The organism is Phaeovulum vinaykumarii, assembly GCF_900156695.1.
Classification (GTDB): Bacteria; Pseudomonadota; Alphaproteobacteria; order Rhodobacterales; family Rhodobacteraceae; genus Bieblia_A; species Bieblia_A vinaykumarii.
In genome coordinates this window covers 14,288-35,649 of the sequence record NZ_FTOM01000005.1, presented here as the reverse complement: position 1 = coordinate 35,649, position 21,362 = coordinate 14,288, and the positions used below count along the sequence as shown (strand labels likewise).

The 21,362-nt window shown below is 68.1% G+C and carries 19 protein-coding genes and 3 tRNA genes; 12 read left to right on the top strand and 10 right to left on the bottom strand.

Translation table 11 applies throughout. The annotated features are described in order from the left end of the window. Window positions 1-36 precede the first annotated feature (36 nt). The 4 genes from BW949_RS10915 to BW949_RS10900 all read left to right on the top strand — a co-directional run bounded on the left by BW949_RS10915 (window position 37) and on the right by BW949_RS10900 (window position 1,739). Window positions 37-113 (top strand) — tRNA-Met (locus BW949_RS10915). A 249-nt stretch (window positions 114-362) separates the two neighbouring features. Further along, window positions 363-436: transfer RNA gene (locus BW949_RS10910), tRNA-Gly, on the top strand. A 166-nt stretch (window positions 437-602) separates the two neighbouring features. Then, the gene (locus BW949_RS10905) at window positions 603-1,142 is read left to right on the top strand and encodes a YeeE/YedE thiosulfate transporter family protein (protein WP_076366021.1); all 540 of its coding nucleotides are present in this window, start codon (window positions 603-605) and stop codon (window positions 1,140-1,142) included. Window positions 1,143-1,145: 3 nt separating this feature from the next. Then, window positions 1,146-1,739, top strand: coding sequence for a DUF6691 family protein (locus BW949_RS10900; RefSeq protein ID WP_076366019.1), 594 nt, complete (start codon window positions 1,146-1,148; stop codon window positions 1,737-1,739). 177 nt (window positions 1,740-1,916) lie between these two features. Here the strand turns inward: BW949_RS10900 and BW949_RS10895 are convergent, their stop codons facing one another. Next, window positions 1,917-2,120 carry a DUF6324 family protein gene (locus BW949_RS10895; RefSeq protein ID WP_076366017.1) on the bottom strand — a complete coding sequence of 68 codons (204 nt, stop codon included), beginning with the start codon at window positions 2,118-2,120 and terminating at the stop codon, window positions 1,917-1,919. Window positions 2,121-2,415: 295 nt separating this feature from the next. Between BW949_RS10895 and hemA the strand changes: the two genes are divergently transcribed. The 3 genes from hemA (at window position 2,416) to ispG (ending at window position 6,559) form a co-directional block, all read left to right on the top strand. After that, a complete protein-coding gene (hemA, locus tag BW949_RS10890; RefSeq protein ID WP_076366015.1) occupies window positions 2,416-3,645 on the top strand; it encodes a 5-aminolevulinate synthase in 1,230 nt (409 codons plus the stop codon). Window positions 3,646-3,825: 180 nt separating this feature from the next. Continuing rightward, window positions 3,826-5,124, top strand: a complete 1,299-nt coding sequence (locus BW949_RS10885; protein ID WP_076366013.1) for a helix-turn-helix domain-containing protein — start codon at window positions 3,826-3,828, stop codon at window positions 5,122-5,124. A gap of 307 nt (window positions 5,125-5,431) precedes the next feature. Continuing rightward, window positions 5,432-6,559: a flavodoxin-dependent (E)-4-hydroxy-3-methylbut-2-enyl-diphosphate synthase gene (ispG, locus tag BW949_RS10880; RefSeq protein WP_076366011.1), complete on the top strand. Its 1,128-nt coding sequence runs from the start codon at window positions 5,432-5,434 to the stop codon at window positions 6,557-6,559. Window positions 6,560-7,034: 475 nt separating this feature from the next. Here ispG and BW949_RS10875 read toward each other — a convergent pair whose 3' ends face one another. Beyond that, entirely contained in the window at window positions 7,035-7,565 is a 531-nt protein-coding gene (locus BW949_RS10875) for an adenine phosphoribosyltransferase (protein ID WP_076366009.1), read from the bottom strand. 4 nt (window positions 7,566-7,569) lie between these two features. Then, window positions 7,570-8,445: an S-methyl-5'-thioadenosine phosphorylase gene (locus BW949_RS10870; RefSeq protein WP_076366007.1), complete on the bottom strand. Its 876-nt coding sequence runs from the start codon at window positions 8,443-8,445 to the stop codon at window positions 7,570-7,572. A gap of 380 nt (window positions 8,446-8,825) precedes the next feature. On the opposite strand from BW949_RS10870, the gene BW949_RS10865 reads away from it, so the two are divergent. The 3 genes from BW949_RS10865 (at window position 8,826) to BW949_RS10855 (ending at window position 11,262) form a co-directional block, all read left to right on the top strand. Continuing rightward, entirely contained in the window at window positions 8,826-9,692 is an 867-nt protein-coding gene (locus BW949_RS10865; protein ID WP_097177043.1) for a DMT family transporter, read from the top strand. A gap of 123 nt (window positions 9,693-9,815) precedes the next feature. Next, window positions 9,816-10,232: a hypothetical protein gene (locus BW949_RS10860; protein ID WP_328585820.1), complete on the top strand. Its 417-nt coding sequence runs from the start codon at window positions 9,816-9,818 to the stop codon at window positions 10,230-10,232. Between the two features lie 214 nt (window positions 10,233-10,446). Beyond that, complete coding sequence (locus BW949_RS10855; protein ID WP_076366003.1) at window positions 10,447-11,262, top strand: sulfite exporter TauE/SafE family protein; 816 nt, start codon at window positions 10,447-10,449, stop codon at window positions 11,260-11,262. Between the two features lie 69 nt (window positions 11,263-11,331). Here the strand turns inward: BW949_RS10855 and mazG are convergent, their stop codons facing one another. Then, entirely contained in the window at window positions 11,332-12,162 is an 831-nt protein-coding gene (gene mazG / locus BW949_RS10850) for a nucleoside triphosphate pyrophosphohydrolase (protein ID WP_076366001.1), read from the bottom strand. A 64-nt stretch (window positions 12,163-12,226) separates the two neighbouring features. On the opposite strand from mazG, the gene BW949_RS10845 reads away from it, so the two are divergent. Further along, the gene (locus tag BW949_RS10845; RefSeq protein WP_076365999.1) at window positions 12,227-13,390 is read left to right on the top strand and encodes a M20 aminoacylase family protein; all 1,164 of its coding nucleotides are present in this window, start codon (window positions 12,227-12,229) and stop codon (window positions 13,388-13,390) included. 67 nt (window positions 13,391-13,457) lie between these two features. Here the strand turns inward: BW949_RS10845 and BW949_RS10840 are convergent, their stop codons facing one another. Beyond that, complete coding sequence (locus BW949_RS10840; RefSeq protein WP_235816278.1) at window positions 13,458-14,900, bottom strand: HlyC/CorC family transporter; 1,443 nt, start codon at window positions 14,898-14,900, stop codon at window positions 13,458-13,460. A gap of 378 nt (window positions 14,901-15,278) precedes the next feature. Between BW949_RS10840 and BW949_RS10835 the strand changes: the two genes are divergently transcribed. Then, window positions 15,279-15,368, top strand: a tRNA-Ser gene (locus tag BW949_RS10835). Between the two features lie 266 nt (window positions 15,369-15,634). Here the strand turns inward: BW949_RS10835 and BW949_RS17385 are convergent. The 5 genes from BW949_RS17385 to BW949_RS10805 all read right to left on the bottom strand — a co-directional run bounded on the left by BW949_RS17385 (window position 15,635) and on the right by BW949_RS10805 (window position 21,260). Next, entirely contained in the window at window positions 15,635-15,919 is a 285-nt protein-coding gene (locus BW949_RS17385) for a M48 metallopeptidase family protein (RefSeq protein ID WP_268875851.1), read from the bottom strand. A gap of 362 nt (window positions 15,920-16,281) precedes the next feature. Then, window positions 16,282-18,525, bottom strand: coding sequence for a nitric oxide reductase activation protein NorD (locus BW949_RS10820; RefSeq protein WP_076365995.1), 2,244 nt, complete (start codon window positions 18,523-18,525; stop codon window positions 16,282-16,284). 20 nt (window positions 18,526-18,545) lie between these two features. Continuing rightward, window positions 18,546-19,361: a CbbQ/NirQ/NorQ/GpvN family protein gene (locus BW949_RS10815; RefSeq protein WP_076365993.1), complete on the bottom strand. Its 816-nt coding sequence runs from the start codon at window positions 19,359-19,361 to the stop codon at window positions 18,546-18,548. 96 nt (window positions 19,362-19,457) lie between these two features. Further along, entirely contained in the window at window positions 19,458-19,814 is a 357-nt protein-coding gene (locus BW949_RS10810) for a ribulose bisphosphate carboxylase small subunit (protein WP_076365991.1), read from the bottom strand. 24 nt (window positions 19,815-19,838) lie between these two features. Continuing rightward, a complete protein-coding gene (locus tag BW949_RS10805) occupies window positions 19,839-21,260 on the bottom strand; it encodes a form I ribulose bisphosphate carboxylase large subunit (RefSeq protein WP_076365989.1) in 1,422 nt (473 codons plus the stop codon). Window positions 21,261-21,362: the final 102 nt, after the last annotated feature.

The window sequence follows — 21,362 nt, the reverse complement described above, 5'->3', positions numbered from 1 at the left end:
ACCCTCCCGCGCGGCTCGAATACCTAACCCCCCGTTGGCGGAGTAGCTCAGCTGGTTAGAGCAGAGGAATCATAATCCTTGTGTCGGGGGTTCAAATCCCTCCTCCGCTACCATCCCCCTCTTGAGGGGCAGGTTGGACAGAACGGGCGCCTTCGGGCGCCCGTTGTCGTTTCCGCGTTCCGGCCCGTGCCCCCTTTGATCGCGCCTGTGACGGGGCGGGGGCAGGGCGCGCGTGCCGGCGCAGGTCGGGGCTCCGGCGCAGGGCCGTGAAGCGCGTTCTCGGGGGCTTTGGGGGATGCGCGCGCGACCCGCAACATTGGGCTTGAAGCCCCCCGGCCCCCGGTGCTATGCACCGCCCCATCGCGGGTGTAGCTCAATGGTAGAGCAGCAGCTTCCCAAGCTGATGACGAGGGTTCGATTCCCTTCACCCGCTCCAATCCCCCCCCTTTTTTTCGGTTCCTTCGTGCGCGGCGTCGGTCATGCGGTGATTTCCGCGTCCGTTCGGCTGTTTGCGGACCTCTGCCGCCGGTCTCTCTTGGCGCTTGGCGCAGGGTGGGAAATTCACCAATATGAATGTGATGACGCAACAGGGAGGGAGGTCCATGTCTCTTGACTGGAAACTGGGCGGGCTGCTTCTCGGGCTCGTCTTCTTTGCGGCGATGGCGCTGGTCAAGCCCATCGGCGTCTCGACGCAATTCGTGATCGCCGACGGGCTGCTGTGGCAGGCCTTCGTCGATCCCGGCGTGATCGCGGCCGGTGCCGAGGGCGCCAGCTCGCCCATCGCCTATTTCGACAAATATGCCGGCCATATCGCCGATCCGCTGAACTATGGCTTCGTCTTCGTCATCGCGCTGGCGGCGGGGGCGGGGCTGTCCTCGGTGCTGCGCGGTGGCGTCAAGGGCCGCGAGATGCTGGTGCCCGCGCTCTGGGCCGAGACCCGCGGCGGCATGATCTCGCGCCTCTCGGCGGCCTTCGTGGGCGGTTTCATCGTGCTCTTCGGGGCGCGCCTGGCGGGGGGCTGCACCTCGGGGCACATGATGTCGGGGATGAGCCAGACCGCGCTTTCGGGGTATATCTTCGCGCTTGGCGCCTTTGCCACGGCGGTGCCGCTGGCGCGCAAGCTCTATGGCGGAAAGGGCTGAGCCATGATGCAGATCGTTCTTGCCATTGTCATCGGCGGCGCCTTCGGGGCCGTTCTCGACCGCGTGGGCGCCACCAATCCGTCGGTGCTGGGGCGCATGCTGGCGCTGCGCGCGCTGGCGCTGATGAAGGCCATCCTGCTGGCCATCGGCATGGCCTCGATCCTGATCTTCGGCGGGCAGATGCTGGGGATCGTCGATGTGGCCCACATGTCGGTCAAGGCGGCCAATGCCGGGGTGCTGATCGGCGGCGCGCTTCTGGGCGCGGGCTGGGCGCTGGCGGGCTATTGCCCGGGCACCGGCCTCGGGGCCGCGGCTTCGGGCCGGATCGACGCGATGGTCTTCGTGCTGGGCGGGCTGGCCGGGGCGCTGGCCTATACCTTTGCCTATCCGATGGTGAAGTCGATGGGCCTTCTGGACGACCTCTTCGGCGGCAAGGTCACGCTGGCGCCGGTCCCGGGAGCGACATACGAGGGGCTCTATCAGGGCATGTCGGGCGACATGCTGGGCCTGATCCTGGGCGCGGTCTTCGTGGTGGTGGCCTTCGTGATCCCGTCGCGCGAGCGGCGCGCGCCGGCATCCGAGATGCCCGCCGAGTGACCCTTGTCACATGAGGCGGGGCCCCGACCGGGCCATCGCTGCATCCGCCCGTCCGGTTCGCCGGGCGGGCGGTTTGCGTTCGCGGCGCAAGCGGGCGGCAGGCGCGGGGCGGGCAGGCAAGGCGCGGGCAGGCAAGGGGCAGGGCGGGCAGGAAAGGCGCGGCGCGCGGGGGCGCCGTCAGCGGCGGCCGGGCTTGGGCGCCATGGCGCGGGCGGCCTCGGCGGCGGCGCGCAATTCCTCGGCGATATCCTCGGCTTCCTCGGGGTCGAAATCGAGCGGCAGCTCGACGCCCTCGGCCTCGACATAGATGCGCACCATGCCGAGCGTCGTCGGCCCGATCTGAAGGTTCGCGGCCAGATCGCTTTCGCGGTCGATCCCCATCGGACGTTCTCCCTGTGCGTGACACTTGCGCGTAACGCGAAAGTGACCGCCGTGCAAGGGTGGGCCCGAAACCGGGCCACCGACGGCGGAGCCCACCCGTTTAAGGGCGAAATCCCCGCATTTCAAGGGGGGAAGGCGCGTGGACTCGGGCCGGCTTTGCCCGGTGACCGCCTGTTGGGCAGTTTTGCCCTGCGACGATCAATTTGGTTCCGCTTCCGTCATTTGACACGTATCAATGTGCACCATTCAGGGCCGCCATATGGCTTGACCCAGCGAATAAGCGAGGGAATGCACAATGGACTACAACCAGGCACTCGATCGGGCGATTGGCCGTCTTCACGAAGAAGGCCGGTACCGCACCTTCATCGACATCGAACGTCAGAAGGGCGCCTACCCGAAAGCAACCTGGAACCGTCCCGATGGCTCGACCAGCGAGATCACGGTGTGGTGCGGCAACGACTACCTGGGCATGGGGCAGCATCCGGTTGTTCTGGCGGCGATGCACGAGGCGCTGGATGCCGTGGGCGCCGGCTCGGGCGGCACGCGCAACATCTCGGGCACGACCGCCTATCACAAGCGCCTGGAAGAAGAGCTGGCCGACCTGCACGGCAAGGAAGCCGCGCTGGTCTTCTCGTCGGCCTATATCGCCAATGACGCGACCCTTTCGACGCTGCCGCAGCTGTTCCCCGGCCTGATCACCTATTCCGACAGCCTCAACCACGCCTCGATGATCGAGGGTATCCGTCGCCATGGCGGCGAGAAGCGCATCTTCCGCCACAACGACGTGGCCCATCTGCGCGAGCTGCTGGAAGCCGACGATCCGGCCGCGCCGAAGGTCATCGCCTTCGAGTCGATCTATTCGATGGACGGCGACTTTGGCCCGATCGAGGCGATCTGCGACCTGGCCGACGAATTCGGCGCGCTGACCTATATCGACGAGGTGCACGCCGTCGGCATGTACGGCCCGCGCGGCGCCGGCGTGGCGGAACGTGACGGCCTGATGGACCGCATCGACATCTTCAACGGCACCCTGGGCAAGGCCTATGGCGTCTTCGGCGGCTATATCGCGGCCTCGGCCAAGATGGTGGATGCGGTGCGCTCCTATGCCAAGGGCTTCATCTTCTCGACCTCGCTCCCGCCGGCGATTGCGGCCGGGGCGCGCGCCTCGATTGCCTTCCTGAAATCGGCCGAGGGCCAGAAGCTGCGCGACGCCCAGCAGTTGCACGCCAAGATCCTGAAGATGCGCCTCAAGGGGCTGGGGATGCCGATCATCGACCACGGCAGCCACATCGTGCCGGTGCATGTCGGCAACCCGGTGCACTGCAAGGCGCTGTCGGACATGCTGCTGTCGGATTACGGCATCTACGTGCAGCCGATCAACTTCCCGACCGTGCCGCGCGGGACCGAGCGTCTGCGCTTCACGCCCTCGCCGGTGCATGACGCCACGCAGATCGACCACCTGGTCAAGGCGATGGACGCGCTCTGGGCGCAATGTGCGCTGAATCGTGCCGAGGCCAGCGCCTGAAAATTTTTCTGCGGTGCAACGTTCGTGCCGGTGTGATAACGAAATCACAACAAGTCGGGAAAACACGACTCGATTCGACTATCACTAGCGGCAAAGCGTCGCGGGACAGGGGGTGCAGGCGGGATTTCATCGCCTGCGCTCCGCCTTACCCCAGCGATGCTGCAAGGGCAAAGGCAGCGCATGATCGGGCGGTGGTCCAAACCGAAACAGCAGGAACTTCCTGAGCCGCGGGGGTTCGACGATTTCGACCTGCGGCTCGGTGACGTGATGCGCGGCGAGCGGGCGACGCTGGCCAAGTCGCTGCTGGATGTGCAGCGCGAATTGCGCATCAAGGCGAGCTACATCGCGGCCATCGAGAATGCCGATCTCGACGCTTTCGAAACCCCCAGCTTCGTGTCGGGCTTCGTGCGCTCCTATGCGCGCTATCTCGGCCTTGATCCCGATTGGGCCTTCGAGCGGTTCTGCCGCGAGACGGGCTTTCAGCCGGTGCACGGGATGGCGGCGGCGGCCTCGGGGCCGAAACAGCGCCGCGAGGCCCTGCCGACCGGTCCCGCCCTCGACCCGCTGGCCGATCCCAATGCCGCCTTCGTGCCGCGCTCGGAACCCTTCTGGGCCGGCATCGAGCCGCGCGCCGTGGGGTCGGTGATGGTGCTGGCGCTGATGGTGACCGGGCTTGGCTATGGCGGCTGGACCGTCCTTCAGGAAGTGCAGCGCGTCGAGCTGGCGCCGGTCGATCAGGCGCCGGGGGTCGTGGCGATGCTCGACCCGATCGAGACGCTGCCCGCCTCGGCCGAGCTGGACCCCATCGCCGGGGCCGCGCAGGACCGCACCCTGAGCGCCGCCGCGCCGGGCGGGTTCGGCGGGGGCTTGGGCGCGCCCGAGACCGTCGACCGGCTCTATCGTCCGCAGGCGCTTGAAACCCCGGTGCTGGTGGCCCGCGACGGGCCGATCGCCGCGATCGACCCCGAGGAAGCGGGCGTTCTGGCGGCTGCCGATGTGCGGCCCGCAGCCGTTGCAGCGCCGGTTCTGAGCGGGTCGCTCTCGCCCGACCGGACGCTTCTGGCCGAAGCGCTTGGCACGGCTGACGCGGGCGCAAATCCGGCGGCCGGCACCGTGCGCACGGTGGCCGAGGATGCCCCCGAAGTGGCGGTGATCGCGGTGCGGCCGTCCTGGGTGCGTATCCAGGCGGCCGATGGCACTGTTCTCTTCGAGAAGGTGATGGATGCGGGCGAGCATTGGGTGGTGCCCAAGCTCGAGGAACCGCCGGTCATGCGCACCGGCGAATCCGGCGCCATCTATTTCGCGCTGAGCGGCGAGACCTTCGGGCCCGCCGGCGCCCGCGGTCAGGTGTCGAAGAACATCGTCCTGGCCCCCGAGGCGCTGGGGCAGCGCTATGCCGAGGCCGATCTGGGCTCGGACGCCGATCTGGCGCGGGCGGTGGCGGTGGCCGATGCCAGCCTGGGGCTGAGCCGGCCCTGACGCGCCCACCGGATGCCCCTGGCGCGGGTGCCGTGGGGTCGATCCCGTCTTTCCCGTTTCCGGGCCCCCGTCTGGGGGCCCTTTTCATATCGCGGCGCGCGCGGGGCGGGGGCAGGGACGGCGGGGGGCAGGGACGGGGGCAGGGGGGGCACGCCCCCCTTCCTGCCCGCGGTCACGCGATCGTGCGGGCCCATGGGGCGGCGGCGGGCCTTGCGCCGCGAATGGTCGCGGGGGTGCGAACTTGCCCGCGCGGCCGGTCTGGCCTATGTGTTGGGTCAGCGTTTGCTCATCTTCGAAGGCCCTTCCCATGTCTCTCAATGAACACCGCCCCTGGCGCGAGATCCCGCGCCGCAAATCGCGTCAGATCATGGTGGGCAATGTGCCGGTGGGGGGCGATGCGCCCATCGCCGTGCAGACGATGACCAACACCGACAGCTCGGACGTGAAGGCGACGCTGGATCAGGTGTTGCGCGCCGCCGATGTGGGCGCCGATATCGTCCGGATCTCGGTGCCCGACGAGGCCGCGACCCGCGCCCTGCGCGAGATCGTGCGCGAAAGCCCGGTGCCGATCATCGCCGACATCCATTTCCACTACAAGCGCGCGCTCGAGGCCGCCGAGGCGGGCGCGGCCTGCCTGCGCATCAACCCCGGCAACATCGGCGATTCCAAGCGCGTGGCCGAGGTCGTGCGCGCGGCCAAGGACCACGGCTGTTCGATCCGCATCGGCGTCAATGCCGGCAGCCTTGAAAAGCACCTGCTCGACAAATACGGCGAGCCCTGCCCGCAGGCGATGGTGGACAGCGCCATGCACCACATCAACCTGCTCGAGGAACACGATTTCCACGAATACAAGATCTCGGTGAAGGCTTCGGACGTGTTCCTGGCCGATGCCGCCTATCGCGCGCTGGCCGCGGCCACCGATGCGCCGCTGCATCTGGGCATTACCGAGGCCGGGGGCATGATGGCCGGCACGGTCAAATCCGCGATCGGGCTGGGCAGCCTGCTGTGGTCGGGCATCGGCGACACGATCCGCGTCAGCCTTTCGGCCGATCCGGTCGAGGAAATCCGCGTGGGCTACGAGATCCTGAAGACGCTGGGGCTGCGCCATCGCGGGGTCACGATCATCTCGTGCCCGTCCTGCGCGCGCCAGGGCTTCGACGTCATCAAGACCGTGGCGACGCTGGAAGAGCGTCTGGCCCATGTCACCACCTCGATGAGCCTGTCGGTCATCGGCTGCGTGGTCAACGGTCCGGGCGAGGCCACGATGACCGACATCGGCTTCACCGGCGGCGGGTCGGGCTCGGGGATGGTCTATCTGGCCGGCAAGCAGAGCCACAAGCTGTCCAACGACGAGATGATCGACCATATCGTCGAACTGGTCGAGAAGCGCGCCGCCGAGATCGAGGCCGCCAAGGCCGCCGAAGCCGCGGAGTGATCTGCGGGGCCCCCTGGGGCCCTGCGCAGAAGATCCGTGCCTGACGAGACAAGATCGTGCAAAGGGCCGTCCGGGGGATGCCGGGCGGCCCTTTGTCATGTGGGGCGGCGGCTGCGGCCCCCCTGCGTAGCGGGACAAGGGAGAATGGCGCGGGACAGGGTGCGGGGACGAAGGGGCGCGGGTGCGCTGGTCAAGGCGCCCGAGGGCGGCGGCCGGTGCCGCAGGATCGCCCCCCCTGAAATGATTTGCGCCCTGCCGGTGGGGTCCAGCAGGGCGCGACACATCGGGTTCACGTGTTTGCAAGCAGCAACCCGTCGTGTGAGAACCTGAGTAAGGCGATTCCCTTGCAGAGTGGTTAATGCGGTCCGCCCTGCCGCTGACGGGCGACACGGGCGCAACGACAGGCCACGCGGCGGCGGGCACGGCGCAGGGTCTTGGTGTGAACGCGTGTGCGACGCGAGCGGGTTGCCATGGCTCAGGCCCCCTCGAATTCGCACAGCATGTGGACTTTCATCCCCAGGCTTTCGAGAAGCTTGCGCCCGCCCAGTTCCGGCAGGTCGACGATGAAGGCGCAGCCCACGACCTCGGCGCCCAGTTTCTCGACCAGCTTGATGCCGGCCTCGCAGGTGCCGCCGGTGGCCAGAAGGTCGTCGACGATCAGAACCTTCTCGCCCGGTTGCAGCGCGTCGTCATGGATCTCGACCGTCGCCTCGCCGTATTCCAGCGTGTAGCTCTGCGCGATCGTCTTGCCCGGCAGCTTGCCCTTCTTGCGCACCGGGACAAAGCCCACCGACAGCTGGTGGGCAATGGCACCGCCCAGGATGAAGCCGCGCGCCTCGAGGCCGACCACGCGGTCGATCCGTTCGCCGGCATAGGGGTGCAGCAGCTGGTCGATGGCCATGCGGAAACCGCGCGGATCCGAGAACAGCGTGGTCACATCGCGGAACATGATCCCCTCGTGGGGGAAATCCGGGATGGTGCGGATGTAATCCTTGACGGTCTTCATGGGCTCAGCCTTTCAGGACACGGCCGGCGACCGCATCGAGTTTCTTCAGGACGTCGGGGTCGCGCTTGGCCGGCGCGGTCATGATGGCGCCGGTCAGCGCCGTGTCGCAGCCCTTCTCGCACAGATCGCGCGCGCCCCCCAGCAGGGCGGGAAGACGGGCGATAAGGGCGCGGGCGTTTTCGGCGTTCCGGCCGGCGGTGGCGATCACCTGGGCCACGTCCACGGCGTCATGGTCGGGGTGCCAGCTGTCGTAATCGGTGACCATGGCGATCGAGGCATAGCAGAGCTCGGCCTCGCGGGCGAGCTTGGCCTCGGGCATGCCGGTCATGCCGATCACGTCGCAGCCCCAGACATCGCGGTAGAGCTTCGATTCCGCCAGCGTCGAGAATTGCGGGCCTTCCATCGTCAGATAGGTGCCGCCCTCGTGGACGGTCACGCCGATCTCGCGCGCGGCGGCCAGGCAGTGTTGGGCCAGGCGCGCGCAGATCGGATGGGCCAGGGCCACATGGGCCACGCAGCCGGTGCCGAAGAAGGATTTGTCGCGCGCGAAGGTGCGGTCGATATATTGGTCGATGATGACGAAATCGCCCGGCGCGTATTCCTCGCGGAAGGAGCCGCAGGCCGAGACGGCGACGACATCGGTCACGCCCAGGCGCTTGAGCGCGTCGATATTGGCGCGATAGGGCACGGCGGTCGGGGAATGGACATGGCCGCGGCCGTGGCGGGGCAGGAAGGCCATCTTCACGCCGTCAAGCGTGCCGGTCAGGATCTGGTCGGAGGGCGCGCCCCAGGGGGTCTCGACATCTTGCCATTGTGCGTCCTGAAGGCCTGCGATCTCGTAGACGCCCGAGCCGCCGATCACCCCGATCATCGTCTGCATGTTGCCATCCCGTCCTTTGGTCTGCCGGTGCCCCCGCGGACACCGCGGCGACATTAGGCCGCCCTTTACCGGGTGGAAAGGGTTTCCCCCCGATTGCGGCGATTCATCCCGCCCGGAGGAAGACGGGGGGAGCGCGCGGCCGCCCCATCGAGGGGCGGGCCGCCCGCCGGGGGCGGGGCCCCCGAAGCCGCGCACGGAACCGGCGGCGCGGGGTGGGGGGGACGGAATGTCGCGGCAGGGGCTTCCGGTCGCGGCGGCGGAAGGCTAGGAAGATTTGCCCGCAAGGGGCGGGACGAAGATCTGCCCGCGACAGGCGGGACGACGATCTGCCCGCGACGGGCGGGGCAGGGGCAGAGCGGCCGGGCCGCGGGAGGCAGGCGTTGAGCAATGCGCGAGGCAGTGCGCTGATGGTGGCCTCGATGGCCGGTTTCGCGCTCGAGGACATGTTCATCAAATCGGCCGCCACCCGTCTGCCGGTGGGCGAGATCCTGATCCTGTTCGGCCTGGGCGGAATGGTCTTCTTTGCCGCGCTGGCGTGGGCGCGGGGCCAGGCGCTGCTGCATCCGGCGATCCTGAGCCGGGCGATCGGGCTGCGCGCGCTGTCCGAAGTGGCCGGGCGGCTGGGCTATACGCTGGCCATCGCGCTGACGCCGCTTTCGTCGGCCTCGGCCATCTTGCAGGCGACGCCGCTTGTCGTGGTGGCCGGGGCTGCGGTGCTTTTCGGCGAGCGCGTGGGCTGGCGGCGCTGGCTGGCCATTGCGATCGGCTTTGCCGGGGTGCTGGTGATCCTGCGGCCGGGGCTCGAGGGGTTTCGCTGGGCGTCGCTCCTTGCGGTTCTGGGCATGGCGGGCTTTGCCGGGCGCGATCTGGCCACGCGCGCGGCGCCCGCGGTGCTGTCGAACGTGCAACTGGGGATCTATGGCTTCTTCATGCTGATCCCCACGGGTGCGATCCTGATGGCGATCACCGGCGGCTGGGCGATCCCCCCGGCGCCGGCCGCACGCGACATCGCCGCGGCGACGGTCTTCGGCGTGGCGGCCTATTACGCGCTGACCGCGGCCATGCGGCTGGGCGAGGTCTCGGCGGTCACGCCCTTTCGCTACACGCGGCTGATCTTTGCCATGATCCTGGGCTGGCTGGCCTTTGCCGAACGCCCCGATCTGCCGATGCTGGTGGGGGCGGGGCTGATCGTGGCCAGCGGGCTTTACACGCTGAGCGCGGGGCGCGCCGGAGCGGCCCGGCGCTGATCGTGGCGCTGATCCCGGCCCGTCTTGCGCGTGTGGCCCGTCTTGCGCGTGTGCCCTGTCCCTTCGCCAGCCTGTCCTTTTGTCTGGAACAAGTGTAAACTGACCCCAGCGAAGGAGAGCCCGATGACCCCCGATCCCGACCGCCCCCAAACCGCCCCACCCGATCCGAGCCCGCCCGATCCGAGCACGCCCGAGGAGGGCCTGCCGCGCCTTGTCCGTCTGTATATCCGCAACGTGGCGGTGGGCGGGATTTTGTCGTTGGTCTTCGTGGGGCTTCTGCTGGGGGCCGATGTCGGCGGGCTGCGCCATCTGGTTCTGCATGCGCAGGGGGGCTGGATCGCGCTGATGATGCTTCTGGTCTTCAACGCCATCGTCTTTGCCGGGGTGCAATTCGCCATCACCATCATGCGCATGGCCGCCCCCGAGGGCGCGGGGCCGACGGGCGGAGGCAAGGCGCGCATCGGGCGGGTCGCGCGTCTGGCCGAGCGTCTGCATCCCCGCCGCGCCCAGCCCGTCCGGGTCGAGGCGCGCCACCGCTGAGCCGCCGCGGGCCCCGCGCCCGTTTCGTGCATCTGCCGCGCCGCACGCCGCGGCGGGGCACATGCACATCGCGCATAGGCCGGGCTATGGCGCGATCTATCTGCGCAGAACCCCAGAACGCGGCTGCCGACATATCGCGCACAGGCAGGCGCTGGCGCGCCGCGCGCGGCTGGGCTAGGACAGGGCACGTTCCCCCTGCCGTGCGAGGCCCGTCATGCCCGATCTTGCCACCCTTCTTCCGCTTCTGGCCGCGCTGATGGCCGCCGGCGCCTTTGCCGGGGTGCTGGCCGGCCTTCTGGGCGTGGGCGGCGGCATCGTGCTGGTGCCGGCCTTCTTCTGGATCTTCTCGGGGCTGGGCTACGGGCCCGACGGGCTGATGCAGGTGGCGCTGGCGACCTCGCTGGCGACGATCATCGTGACCTCGGCGCGCTCGGTCTCGGCGCATCACCGCAAGGGCGCGGTCGAATGGTCGGTCCTGCGCGGCTATGGTCCCGGCATCGGGCTGGGGGCACTTCTGGGCGTTCTGACGGTGGCGCGGCTGAGCACGCCCACGCTTCAGGCGATCTTTGGCGGGCTGGCGGTGATGATCGCGGCCTACATGGCCTTCGGGCGCGCCGACTGGCGGCTGGGGGCGGCGATGCCGGGCGGACGGGTGCGCTGGTCGGTGGCGCCGGCGATCGGCTTCCTGTCGGTCCTGATGGGGATCGGCGGGGGCTCGTTCGGGGTGCCGCTGATGACGCTCTATGGAATGCCGATCCACCGCGCGGTGGCGACGGCGGCGGGCTTTGGCGCGCTGATCGCGGTGCCGTCGGTGGCCGCTTTCGTGATGGTGCCGGTCGAAGGCGCCCCGCCCGGCACGCTGGGGGCGGTCAACATTCCGGCCTTCCTGGTGGTGATCGCCATGACGCTGATGACCGCGCCGGTGGGCGCGAAACTGGCGCATCGGCTGGACCCCAAGCCGCTGCGCCGGGTCTTTGCCGCCTTCCTGACGCTGGTCGCGCTCAACATGCTGCGCAAGGCTCTGTTCTGAGGGGCGCTTTTCCGAGGGACGCTGTTCTGGGGGATGCTGTCCCGAGGGAGGCTCGGGGCCGCGCGGGCCTCAGGTCTTGGCGGCGCGCTCGGCGGCCTTGGCGGCGTTCCACAGCGCGTCCATCTCGGCCAGATCGCTTTGCGCCCAATCCTTGCCACGTGCTTTCAGTTCGTCCTCGATCGCATTGAAACGGCGGGTGAATTTGGCATTCGCCGCGCGCAGGGCCGCTTCGGGGTCCACGTCCAGATGCCGGCCCAGATTGGCGATCACGAACAGAAGGTCGCCGAATTCCTCGAAGGTCGCCTCGGGGCCCAGCTCGTCGCGCGCCTCGACCAGTTCGCGCGCCTCCTCGATGATCTTGTCGACGACCTGCGCCGTCTCGGGCCAGTCAAAGCCCACCCGTGCTGCGCGTTTTTGCAGCTTGAGCGCGCGCGTCAGCGCCGGCAGCCCCAGCGCCACGCCATCGAGAACCCGCGCCGGGCCGCGCTCGGCGGCCTTGATGCGCTCCCAATCCTCGGTTTGCTGTTCGGCCGATTTCTCGCGGCTCTCGTCGCCGAAGACATGCGGATGCCGCGCGATCATCTTGGCGTTGACCGCCGCCAGCACCGCGCGCACGTCGAAGAGATCAGCCTCGGCCGCCATCTGCGCGTGATAGACGACCTGAAGCGCCAGATCGCCCAGCTCGCCCGGCAATTCGTCCCAGGCCTCGCGCGCGATGGCATCGGCGACCTCGTGGGCCTCCTCGATCGTGTAGGGGGTGATCGAGGCGAAATCCTGCGCGATGTCCCAGGGGCAGCCGGTCTCGGGGTCGCGCAGCCGCGCCATGATCGCGCAGAGCCGCTCGAATTCGGCGCCGGCGCTGTCGCCTTCGGTGAACAGGTCTTGATCGTTCTTGGCCATTGCGCTTCGACTCCCCAGATGATCCTGTGGGTCTTATCCCGACCCCCAGCGCAAGAGTCCAGAAATGCCCGTGCTGAACCGCATAGCCGCCTTTGCCGACGAGATGACCGCCTGGCGCCGGGCGTTGCACCGCTGCCCCGAGCTGGGTTTCGACTGTCCGAAGACGGCCGCCTTCATCGCCGAGCGGCTGCGCGCGTTCGGGGTGGACGAGATCCACGAGGGGATCGCCCGCACCGGGATCGTGGCGATCATCAAGGGGCAGGGGCCGGGGCCGACGATCGGGCTGCGGGCCGATTTCGACGCGCTGCCCATCACCGAGGAAACCGGCGCCGCCCATGCCTCGGAGATCCCCGGACAGATGCATGCCTGCGGCCATGACGGGCATACCACGATGCTGCTGGGGGCGGCGAAATACCTGGCCGAGACGCGGGCCTTTTGCGGGCGCGTGGCGCTGATCTTCCAGCCGGCCGAGGAAAACGGCGGCGGCGCGGGGGTGATGGTCGAGGAAGGTGTGCTCGACCGCTTCGAGATCGGCCGGGTCTTCGGGCTGCACAATGCCCCCAATCAGGACTTCGGCACCTTTGCCACCACGCCGGGGCCGTTGATGGCGGCGGTCGACACCTTCGAGATCCATGTCCAGGGCCGTGGCGGGCACGGCGCCACCCCGCACGAGACCGCCGATCCGATCATGGCCGTGGTGGGCATCGTCGCGGCGCTCCAGACCATTGTCAGCCGCAATCACCGCGCGCTCGACGATCTGGTGGTGTCGGTCACGCAGATCCACACCGGCAGCGCCGACAACATCATCCCCGACACCGCCTATATCTGCGGCACGGTGCGCACCTTCGACACGGCGGTCCAGGACATGGTGATGCGCCGGATGGCCGAGATCGTGGCGGGGCAGGCGGCGGCCTATGGGGTCAGCGCGCGGCTCGATTATCAGAAGGGCTATCCGCCCACCGTCAACGACCCCGACCAGACCGCCTTTGCCGCCACCGTCGCGCGCGAGATCGCCGGCGCCGCGGGGGTCTGTGCCGAGGCCGGGCGCGACATGGGGGCGGAGGATTTCTCCTACATGCTGGCGGCGCGGCCCGGCGCCTATCTGTTCCTGGGGCAGGGGCCGGGGGCGGGGCTGCATCACCCGGCCTATGATTTCAACGACGATGTGGCGCCGGTGGGGGCCAGCTTCCTGGCGCGCCTGGTCGAACGCGCTCAACCCCTGACATGAGCCCCACGGCCTGAGCCCCCTGACCTGAGCAAGCGGGCGTCCCTTGCCGGCGCGCGCCCCTTGCAGCTCAGCCGCCGGCGCCGTTCAGCGGGCGGATCTTCAGACGTGTGATGCGGTTTTCCTTGCGGCCCATCACCTCGAAGCGGAAGCCGTGGAACGAGAACACCTGACCCAGCGTCGGGATCGTCTGCGCCTCGTGGATGACCAGCCCCGCAACGGTGTTGGCTTCCTCGTCGGGCAGCATCCAGTCGGTCGCGCGGTTCAGGTCGCGGATCGTCATCGCGCCGTCCACCAGATAATCGCCGCCGGGGATGGGGCGGATCTGCGCCTCGCCGTCCAGGTCGAATTCGTCGGTGATCTCGCCCACGATCTCCTCGAGGATATCCTCGAGCGTGATGAGCCCGCGCAGGTCGCCATATTCGTCCACCACCAGCGCGAAATGCGTCCGCCGCTTGAGGAATTCGCGCATCTGCTCGTCCAGCGGCGTGGTCTCGGGCACGAAATAGGGCTTCATGGCGATCTTCATGACGTCCAGCCCGCCGATCCGGTCCAGCGACCCCTGATCCCCGCGCAACAGCTTCTCGACCGCGCGCAGAAGATCCTTGGTATGGATCACGCCCACGACATTCTCGCGTTCGCCCCGGTAAAGCGGCAGCCGCGTATGCGAGGACGCCAGCACCCGCGCCAGGATCTGGTCAGGCGCGGCCTCGGCGTCGATCATCTCGATCTGGCTGCGGTGGCGCATGATTTCCTCGACCGTGCGGTTGCCCAGATCGAGCGCCCCCAGAAGGCGGTCGCGGTCTTCCTTTTGCACGGTGCCTTCCTCGGCGCCGATGGCCAGCGCGCCCGCGATCTCGTCATGGACCGAGAACATGTGCTGATCGGCCGCCGTGCGCATGCCGAAAAGGCGCAACAGAAGCCGCACGATCAGCCGCACCACGGTGACGACGGGCGCCAGCAGCAGCACCATGACCCGGATCGGGCGGGCGACGCGGGTGGCCGCGGATTCGGGCGTCGAGATCGCATAGGTCTTGGGCAGCACCTCCGAGAAGATCAGCACCAGCAGCGTCATCACCAGCGTGGCCAGCGCCACGCCCCCATCGCCCACCAGCCGCGTCAGAAGCGCTGTCGCCAGCGAGGCCGACAGGATGTTGACGACATTGTTGCCCAGCAGGATCGCGCCGATCAGCCGTTCGTTGTCGTCGGTCAGGTCCAGCGCCACCTCGGCGCCGCGCTCGCCCTTGTCGGCGCGCGCGCGCAGCTTGGCCCGCGAGGCCGCCGTCAGCGCGGTTTCCGAGCCCGAGAAGAAGGCCGAGAGCGCCAGAAGCCCCACGATCGAGGCCGCCGTGATCCAGAACGACAGATCCAGCGCCGCGGCGTCGGGCAGATAGGCGGCGATGCGCGCCAGCCCGTCGTGCCACACGCCCGCGGCGGCGGGATCATCCTGAGGGGCGGCGGCGTGAACCGGCGTGGCCATTAACGCGGCGGGGGCCATCAGCGTTGGGGCCATCAGCGTTGGGGCCAGGGCGGCGGTCCCACGCGGGAAAAGGCGAAAAGGGATCATGTGAACGGGCGTCTCCTTGACCAAGGTATGGGTGGGGCCGGGGCGCCGTTCAAGCCCCGCCGCGGGATCGGGGCGATTTTCGCGCTCTCTGCGGCAAAGAGGCCCCGAAGGACAGGCCCGCGCCCGCGCCGCCCGAGGGTCGAGACCTCGATCCGCCCCGATCCGCCTCGGGTCACCCGAAGACGCTGGCCGGCCGATATGGTCGCCAGAAGCGCCTCGAAAGAAGGGCCGGACAAGGGCAGGCCGCGCGCGGCGGAACTTCGTTGCGCGCGTGCAGCCAAGGGCTTGCCTCTCCCCGCCGTTTTCGCTAGAGACACGCGGCACGGAGAGGTGGCCGAGTGGTCGAAGGCGCACGCCTGGAAAGTGTGTAGGCGGGAAACCGTCTCGCGGGTTCGAATCCCGCTCTCTCCGCCACTTGCCCCAGCGAAAGCGTTCTCCCGATCCGGCTGCGGCCGGATTTTTCCGTTGTATTCGAGGGTTATGCGGGAGGGGCTGAGCACTGGCGCCTTCGCTAGACGGCCCGGAAGCGGTCTCCTAGGGCCGATATTCTCTGGACCTGATGACTGCGCCCTTTTGGTGAATCTCACATAGGCCCTTGTAAGGTAACAAGAAAATCCAGCGTCCGAAACTGCTTGGATTGGAGTCGCGTTTGGGGCTGCCGCGACCGGGTTCGGAAGTTCTCAGGCCATGGCCCGTTCCAATCTCTGCTTCCCGCGCTCCCAGTCGGGCATCACCTTGTCGAGGAGATCGAAGAAGGCTGCCCCGTGATGGGGTTCGGCCACGTGGCAGAGTTCGTGGGTGATCACGTAGTCGATGGCATCGACCGGCGCCTGCACGAGGCGGCGGTTCAGTAGCAGACGTCCGGCCGGTGACATGGACCCCCATCGCTGCCGGGTCTGGCGTACGATGAGCCCCGTCGGCCTGAATGCCTCGGGATCCGGGAAGAGACCAAGACAGAGTTCGATCCGTTCCGGAAACTTGATTTGTGCTGCACATCTACGTCCTGCCCTCGGGCGAGAGCTTCACCTAATCGACATGGCGAAAGCGTACGTCACCAAGGCTCCAATAGCCGCCCTTCGCGTCGCGCCCGGAAGCGATGCAACGCGCAGGTTGTGGAGATTGCGGGCAGCACAAGTCGCCTTTGGCGCGACCCACGCCTCCTGCCCCTTGCATTCGGTCACATACCAATCTTGCCGATCGGCAGCGTGCACGAAAGCCGCCGCGCGAATGCACAGCGACAACGCGGTTTCGAAATGCATATGGCCAAGAGCTGTCCTGCCGCAGGTGGTCCCGAGGCTCGTGGCGCGACCGATCCCTGCAACTCTGCTCAGCGGGCGAGCCCGGCGTAAAGGCGCGGCAGGCGTTCGGGCAGGCGCTCGACGCGGTCAAGGATCTGATAGGCGCGCGGTCCGAAGATCTGCGCCACATAGGCATCCGCCTCGGGATCGAGGCTGAGGCAGAAGGGCTGCACGCCCTGGCGTGCGACCTCGGCCACCGCGGCGCGGGCGTCGTGACGCAGATGCGCGGGCGCGCGTTCGTCGATATCGGCAGGCGCCCCGTCGGTCAGCACCAAAAGCAGCTTGCGCGCCGCGCGCTGCTGGGCCAGATGCCAGCCCGCATGGCGGATCGCAGCGCCCATTCGGGTCGAGAGCTGCCCCTCCATCCCCGCCAGCCGGGCCTTGGGCGCGGCGCCCCAGTCCTCGGTAAAGTCCTTGAAACGCTGATAAAACACATTGTGCCGCCCATCCGAGCAGAAGCCGTGCAGCGCGAAGGGGTCGCCGACGCGGTGCACCGCTTCGGCCAGCAGCACGGTGGCTTCGCGTGTCACCTCGATCAGGCGGCGGCCATCGGTGCCGGTGGGATCGTTGGTGGATTCCGAAAGGTCCAGCAGCAGCAGCACCGTCACATCGCGGGTGCGGCGGATCTGCCGCATCATCACCCGCGGATCGGGCTGGCGGCCAAGCCGGATGTCGAGCCGGGCGGCAATGGCGGCGTTCAGGTCCAGATCGTCGCCGTCTTCCAGCCGCCGCAATCGCTGCACGCCCTGCGGCTGCAGCGCCTCCAGCACCCGGCGCATCCGCGCCAGAACCGGGCGGTGCTCCTGCAAGATCGCCTCGGTCAGGGCCGGATCGCCGGGGCGGGGGCGCTTGTCATGCACCGTCGCCCAGTCGGGCCGGTCAAGCCCGGTGCGATGGTCGAATTCCGGGTAGCGGCGCGGCGGCGCCACGGGCGGGCGGCCCTCCCGTGCATTGAAACTGCTGCCGTCATCGTCGAAAAGCTCGGTGGCGCAGACAAGGATTTCCTGCGCGTCGTCCCCCGCGGTTTCGACCTCGACCTCGTTCACCAGCTCGGAGACAGAAACATACCGGCGGATCTGCGCGGGCGGCGCGGCGGCCTCGGACCAGTCGCTCTCGTCTCCCTCCCAAAGCGCGCGGTTGTCGTCGCGATAGGGCAGGGCGGGCGCGGGCAGGCGCGGGTTCAGCCGTTCGGCCAGCGCAAGGCCGATGCGCCGCGCGACAGTTTCGTCGGCAAGATCGGCACCGGCCAGTTGCGCGCGGGCCCAAAGCGCGTCGGCGTCGGTTTCCGGCGCCTCGGGCGAGAGCAGCGCGCGGGCGATGCGGTCGAGCGCCCCGGTGCCGGTGTGAAACCGCGCCCAAAGCGCCCCCAGCCCGGGAAAGCGGGCGATCGCCAGCGCCTCGGCCCGTGCATCCTCGATCAGCCCGATGCAGGCGCGCTGATGCAGGCTCAGCCCCTCCATCGGCAACGGGCCGCGCCGCGCCGCCAGATGGGCGGCGGCATGGGCGGCGGCGGCGCGATACAGATCAAGCCCGGTCGCGCCGTTCCCATCGTCCCAGGCGTCGGGCAGATGGATCACCCCGGCTTCCAGATAGGGCCGCAGCCCCTCGCGCGTTTCGAAATCGCCCGAGGTCGGGCGCATCGGAAAGTCCCGCCCCCACAGCGCGCGCAGATAGGCGCCGATGCGGCGGTGGATATCGACAAACAGCACGCCCTTGCGTTCGCGTTGCAGAACCGCCTGCGCCTCGGCGCTTTCCAGCGCGAAATACCGTGCCTGTTCGGGGTAATTCGTGCGGTGCATCTCGGCGCCCCACAGCGCCCAGCGGCGCAGACCGCCCAGCGTGAGCACGCCCAGAAGCGAGTCGAGCTGATCCAGCATCGGCCGCACCCCCCGCGGCGCCTGCGCCAGCAGCAGATCCAGAAACCCCAGATAGGCACGGAACAGATCGGGATCGCCCAGCCGCCGCGCGGCGAGCGGCGCCGTCGTCAGCACCCGCGCGATCACCGCGCCCGAGGTGCGCGCGGCCATCGCCAGACAGGCCCGCATCAGGTCGGGCAGCACATCCTCGCCCAGATCGCGCGCGACCGGCAGCGCGGCTTCGGCCCAGGCCTGCACCGCCTCGCTGCCCTTGCCGCTGCGATCAAGCGCCGCCGCCCCCGCGTGCCAGACCGCGCGGCCCTGCGCCGAAAGCTGCCGCGCGGCCTCGGGGGCGAGGCGCTTGAACGTGTCCTGCACCGCATCGGGCAGGAGCTCGGAGGCAGGCGGGGCGGACATGGCGACGGACACGGCGGGCCTCAGAAATAGGTGGTGACGGCGGCATCGAGCGCGTCGCGCATGTCGGGATCGTCGGTGATCGGGCGCACCAGCGCCATACGGCAGGCGGCCAGCGGCGCCACGCCCTGCGCGATCAGCCCGCCCGCATGCACCAGCATCCGCGTCGAGATCCCCTCGTCGAGCCCGTGCCCCTTGAGGTTGCGCGCCCGTTCCGCAATCGCCACCAGCTTTTCGGCCAGGGCCGGGTCGATGCCGGTTTCATGGGCGACGATCTCCACCTCGACGCCATGATCGGGCCAGGTGAAATCGAGCGCGCCAAAGCGCTGCTTCGTCGATTGCTTGAGATCCTTCATCAGCGCCTGATAGCCGGGGTTGTAGCTGATCACGAGCTGGAAATCTGGATGGGCGCGCAGCAATTCGCCTTTCTTTTCAAGCGGAAGGATGCGGCGATTGTCGGTCAGCGGGTGGATGGCTATGGTCGTGTCCTGCCGCGCCTCGACGACCTCATCCAGATAGCAGATGGCGCCGTGACGGGCGGCAAAGGTCAAAGGTCCATCCTGCCAGCGCGTGCCTGCGGCATCGAGCAGGAAGCGCCCGACAAGATCCGAGGCGGTCATGTCCTCGTTGCAGGCGACGGTGACCAAGGGCTTGCCCAGCCGCCAGGCCATGTGTTCGACAAAGCGGGTCTTGCCGCAGCCGGTCGGGCCCTTGAGCATGACCGGCATCCGCGCCGCATGGGCGGCCTCGAACAGCGCGATTTCATCGGCGACGGGGCGATACCAGGGTTCGGATGCGATGCGGAAAGGCTGGGTCAGATCGTTCAGGGTCTCGTTCATGGCCGCCTCGTGGGATTGGGGGCCCGCCGCAGAGGAGGATGCGGCGGGCCATTTTCCCGCCGCCGGGAGGGAAGGGGCGGCGGGCAGGCTTTCAGCTCAGACGGTGGCGCCGCGATAGACGATCATGTTGGCGCCCTGGCTTTGGGTGAAGTTGTCGTAGCCGATCAGCCGAACGTGATGGCCGGGGTTCGCCTCGTGGCAGGCCTTCAGCTCGGCAAGGATCGCATCGACATCGGTTTCACCGAACATCGGCAGTTTCCACATGTACCAGTAGATCTGGGCGGCGAATTCGGGCTCGGTATGCTCGATCCCCGGGTTCCAGCCATTCTGCACGATCCACTCGACCTGATGGCGGATTTCGGCCTCGCCCATCGGCGGCAGATAGGAAAAGGTGCCCATCTTGCGGCTTTCCGGGCGCGAGAGGCGGGAGGGGTAATCCTGAATGGTGCTCATCTTTCTGTCCTTTCGGGCCGGGGCTCAGCGGTGCTGCACATCGAGCTTGTCGACGGTGTCGAATTCGAACTTGATTTCCTTCCAGGTCTCCATCGCCATGCGCAGCTCAGGGCTGGATTGCGCGGCCTTGGTCAGGATCTCCTTGCCTTCCTTTTCCAGCTGGCGCCCCTCGTTGCGGGCCTGCACACAGGCCTCCAGCGCCACCCGGTTCGCGCAGGCGCCCGCGGCATTGCCCCAGGGGTGGCCGAGCGTGCCGCCGCCGAATTGCAGCACCGAGTCATTGCCGAAGATCGAGACCAGCGCCGGCATGTGCCAGACATGGATGCCGCCCGAGGCGACCGGGAACAGCCCCGGCTGCGGCCCCCAGTCCTGATCGAAAAAGATCCCGCGCGAGCGGTCGGCCTTGATGTGACGATCCCGCAAAAGGTTGATCCAGCCGATCGTCGCCTCGCGGTCGCCTTCCAGCTTGCCGACGACAGTGCCCGAATGCAGATGGTCGCCCCCCATCAGCCGAAGGATTTTCGCCAGCACCCGGAAGTTGATGCCGTGATTGGGGTTGCGGTCCATCACCGCATGCATGGCGCGGTGGACATGCAGCAGCATCCCGTTCTTGCGGCACCAGCGCGACAGGCTCGTATGTGCCGACCAGCCGACGGTGAGATAATCCGACATGATGATCGGCGTGCCGATTTCCTTGGCAAATTCCGCGCGTTCGTAGATTTCCTCCATCGTCCCGGCGGTGACGTTCATGTAATGGCCCTTGCGCTCGCCGGTTTCGGCCTCGGCCTTCTGGATCGCCTCCTGACAGAACAGGAAGCGGTCGCGCCAGCGCAGGAAAGGTTGGCTGTTGACGTTCTCGTCGTCCTTGGTGAAATCAAGCCCGCCGCGCAGGCATTCATAGACCGCACGGCCGTAGTTCTTGGCCGACAGACCAAGCTTCGGCTTGATCGTGCAGCCCAGAAGCGGGCGGCCGTATTTGTCCAGCAGGTCGCGTTCGACCTTCATTCCGTGCGGGGCGCCGGGGCAGGTCATCACGAACCACAGCGGAAACCGCACATCCTCCAGCCGCAGCGCCCGCACCGCCTTGAAGCCGAAGACGTTTCCGACCAGCGAGGTGAAGACGTTGACGACCGAACCTTCCTCGAACAGGTCCATCGGATAGGCGATGAAGGCATAAAAGGCCTCGTCGTTGCCGGGGACATCCTCGATCGCATAGGCGCGGCCCTTGTAGTAGTCGAGATCGGTCAGAAGGTCGGTCCAGACCGTGGTCCAGGTCGCGGTCGAGCTTTCGGCGGCGACCGCGGCGGCGGCTTCCTCGCGGCTCACGCCCGGTTGCGGCACCACCTTGAAGACGGCGAGGATGTCGCTGTCCTTCACCTGATATTGCGGTTCCCAATAGATCGAGCGGTAGTCTTTGACACCTGCGTCATAGGTCTTGGCTGCCATGGTTCCCTCGTGTGGCTGGCCCGTTGCTGGGGGCTCGGGGGGGACTATGTGGCCTTGATTGACTTTACAAAACTGAATATTTTTTAGTCACAGAATAGGGAA

Coding starts and splice junctions, on each gene's coding strand:
- BW949_RS10905 (WP_076366021.1), top strand. CDS start 603: ATGTCTCTTGACTGGAAACTGGGCGGGCTGCTTCTCGGGCTCGTCTTC.
- BW949_RS10900 (WP_076366019.1), top strand. CDS start 1,146: ATGATGCAGATCGTTCTTGCCATTGTCATCGGCGGCGCCTTCGGGGCC.
- BW949_RS10895 (WP_076366017.1), bottom strand. CDS start 2,120: ATGGGGATCGACCGCGAAAGCGATCTGGCCGCGAACCTTCAGATCGGG.
- hemA (WP_076366015.1), top strand. CDS start 2,416: ATGGACTACAACCAGGCACTCGATCGGGCGATTGGCCGTCTTCACGAA.
- BW949_RS10885 (WP_076366013.1), top strand. CDS start 3,826: ATGATCGGGCGGTGGTCCAAACCGAAACAGCAGGAACTTCCTGAGCCG.
- ispG (WP_076366011.1), top strand. CDS start 5,432: ATGTCTCTCAATGAACACCGCCCCTGGCGCGAGATCCCGCGCCGCAAA.
- BW949_RS10875 (WP_076366009.1), bottom strand. CDS start 7,565: ATGAAGACCGTCAAGGATTACATCCGCACCATCCCGGATTTCCCCCAC.
- BW949_RS10870 (WP_076366007.1), bottom strand. CDS start 8,445: ATGCAGACGATGATCGGGGTGATCGGCGGCTCGGGCGTCTACGAGATC.
- BW949_RS10860 (WP_328585820.1), top strand. CDS start 9,816: ATGACCCCCGATCCCGACCGCCCCCAAACCGCCCCACCCGATCCGAGC.
- BW949_RS10855 (WP_076366003.1), top strand. CDS start 10,447: ATGCCCGATCTTGCCACCCTTCTTCCGCTTCTGGCCGCGCTGATGGCC.
- mazG (WP_076366001.1), bottom strand. CDS start 12,162: ATGGCCAAGAACGATCAAGACCTGTTCACCGAAGGCGACAGCGCCGGC.
- BW949_RS10845 (WP_076365999.1), top strand. CDS start 12,227: ATGCCCGTGCTGAACCGCATAGCCGCCTTTGCCGACGAGATGACCGCC.
- BW949_RS10840 (WP_235816278.1), bottom strand. CDS start 14,900: ATGGCCCCAACGCTGATGGCCCCCGCCGCGTTAATGGCCACGCCGGTT.
- BW949_RS10820 (WP_076365995.1), bottom strand. CDS start 18,525: ATGTCCGCCCCGCCTGCCTCCGAGCTCCTGCCCGATGCGGTGCAGGAC.
- BW949_RS10815 (WP_076365993.1), bottom strand. CDS start 19,361: ATGAACGAGACCCTGAACGATCTGACCCAGCCTTTCCGCATCGCATCC.
- BW949_RS10810 (WP_076365991.1), bottom strand. CDS start 19,814: ATGAGCACCATTCAGGATTACCCCTCCCGCCTCTCGCGCCCGGAAAGC.
- BW949_RS10805 (WP_076365989.1), bottom strand. CDS start 21,260: ATGGCAGCCAAGACCTATGACGCAGGTGTCAAAGACTACCGCTCGATC.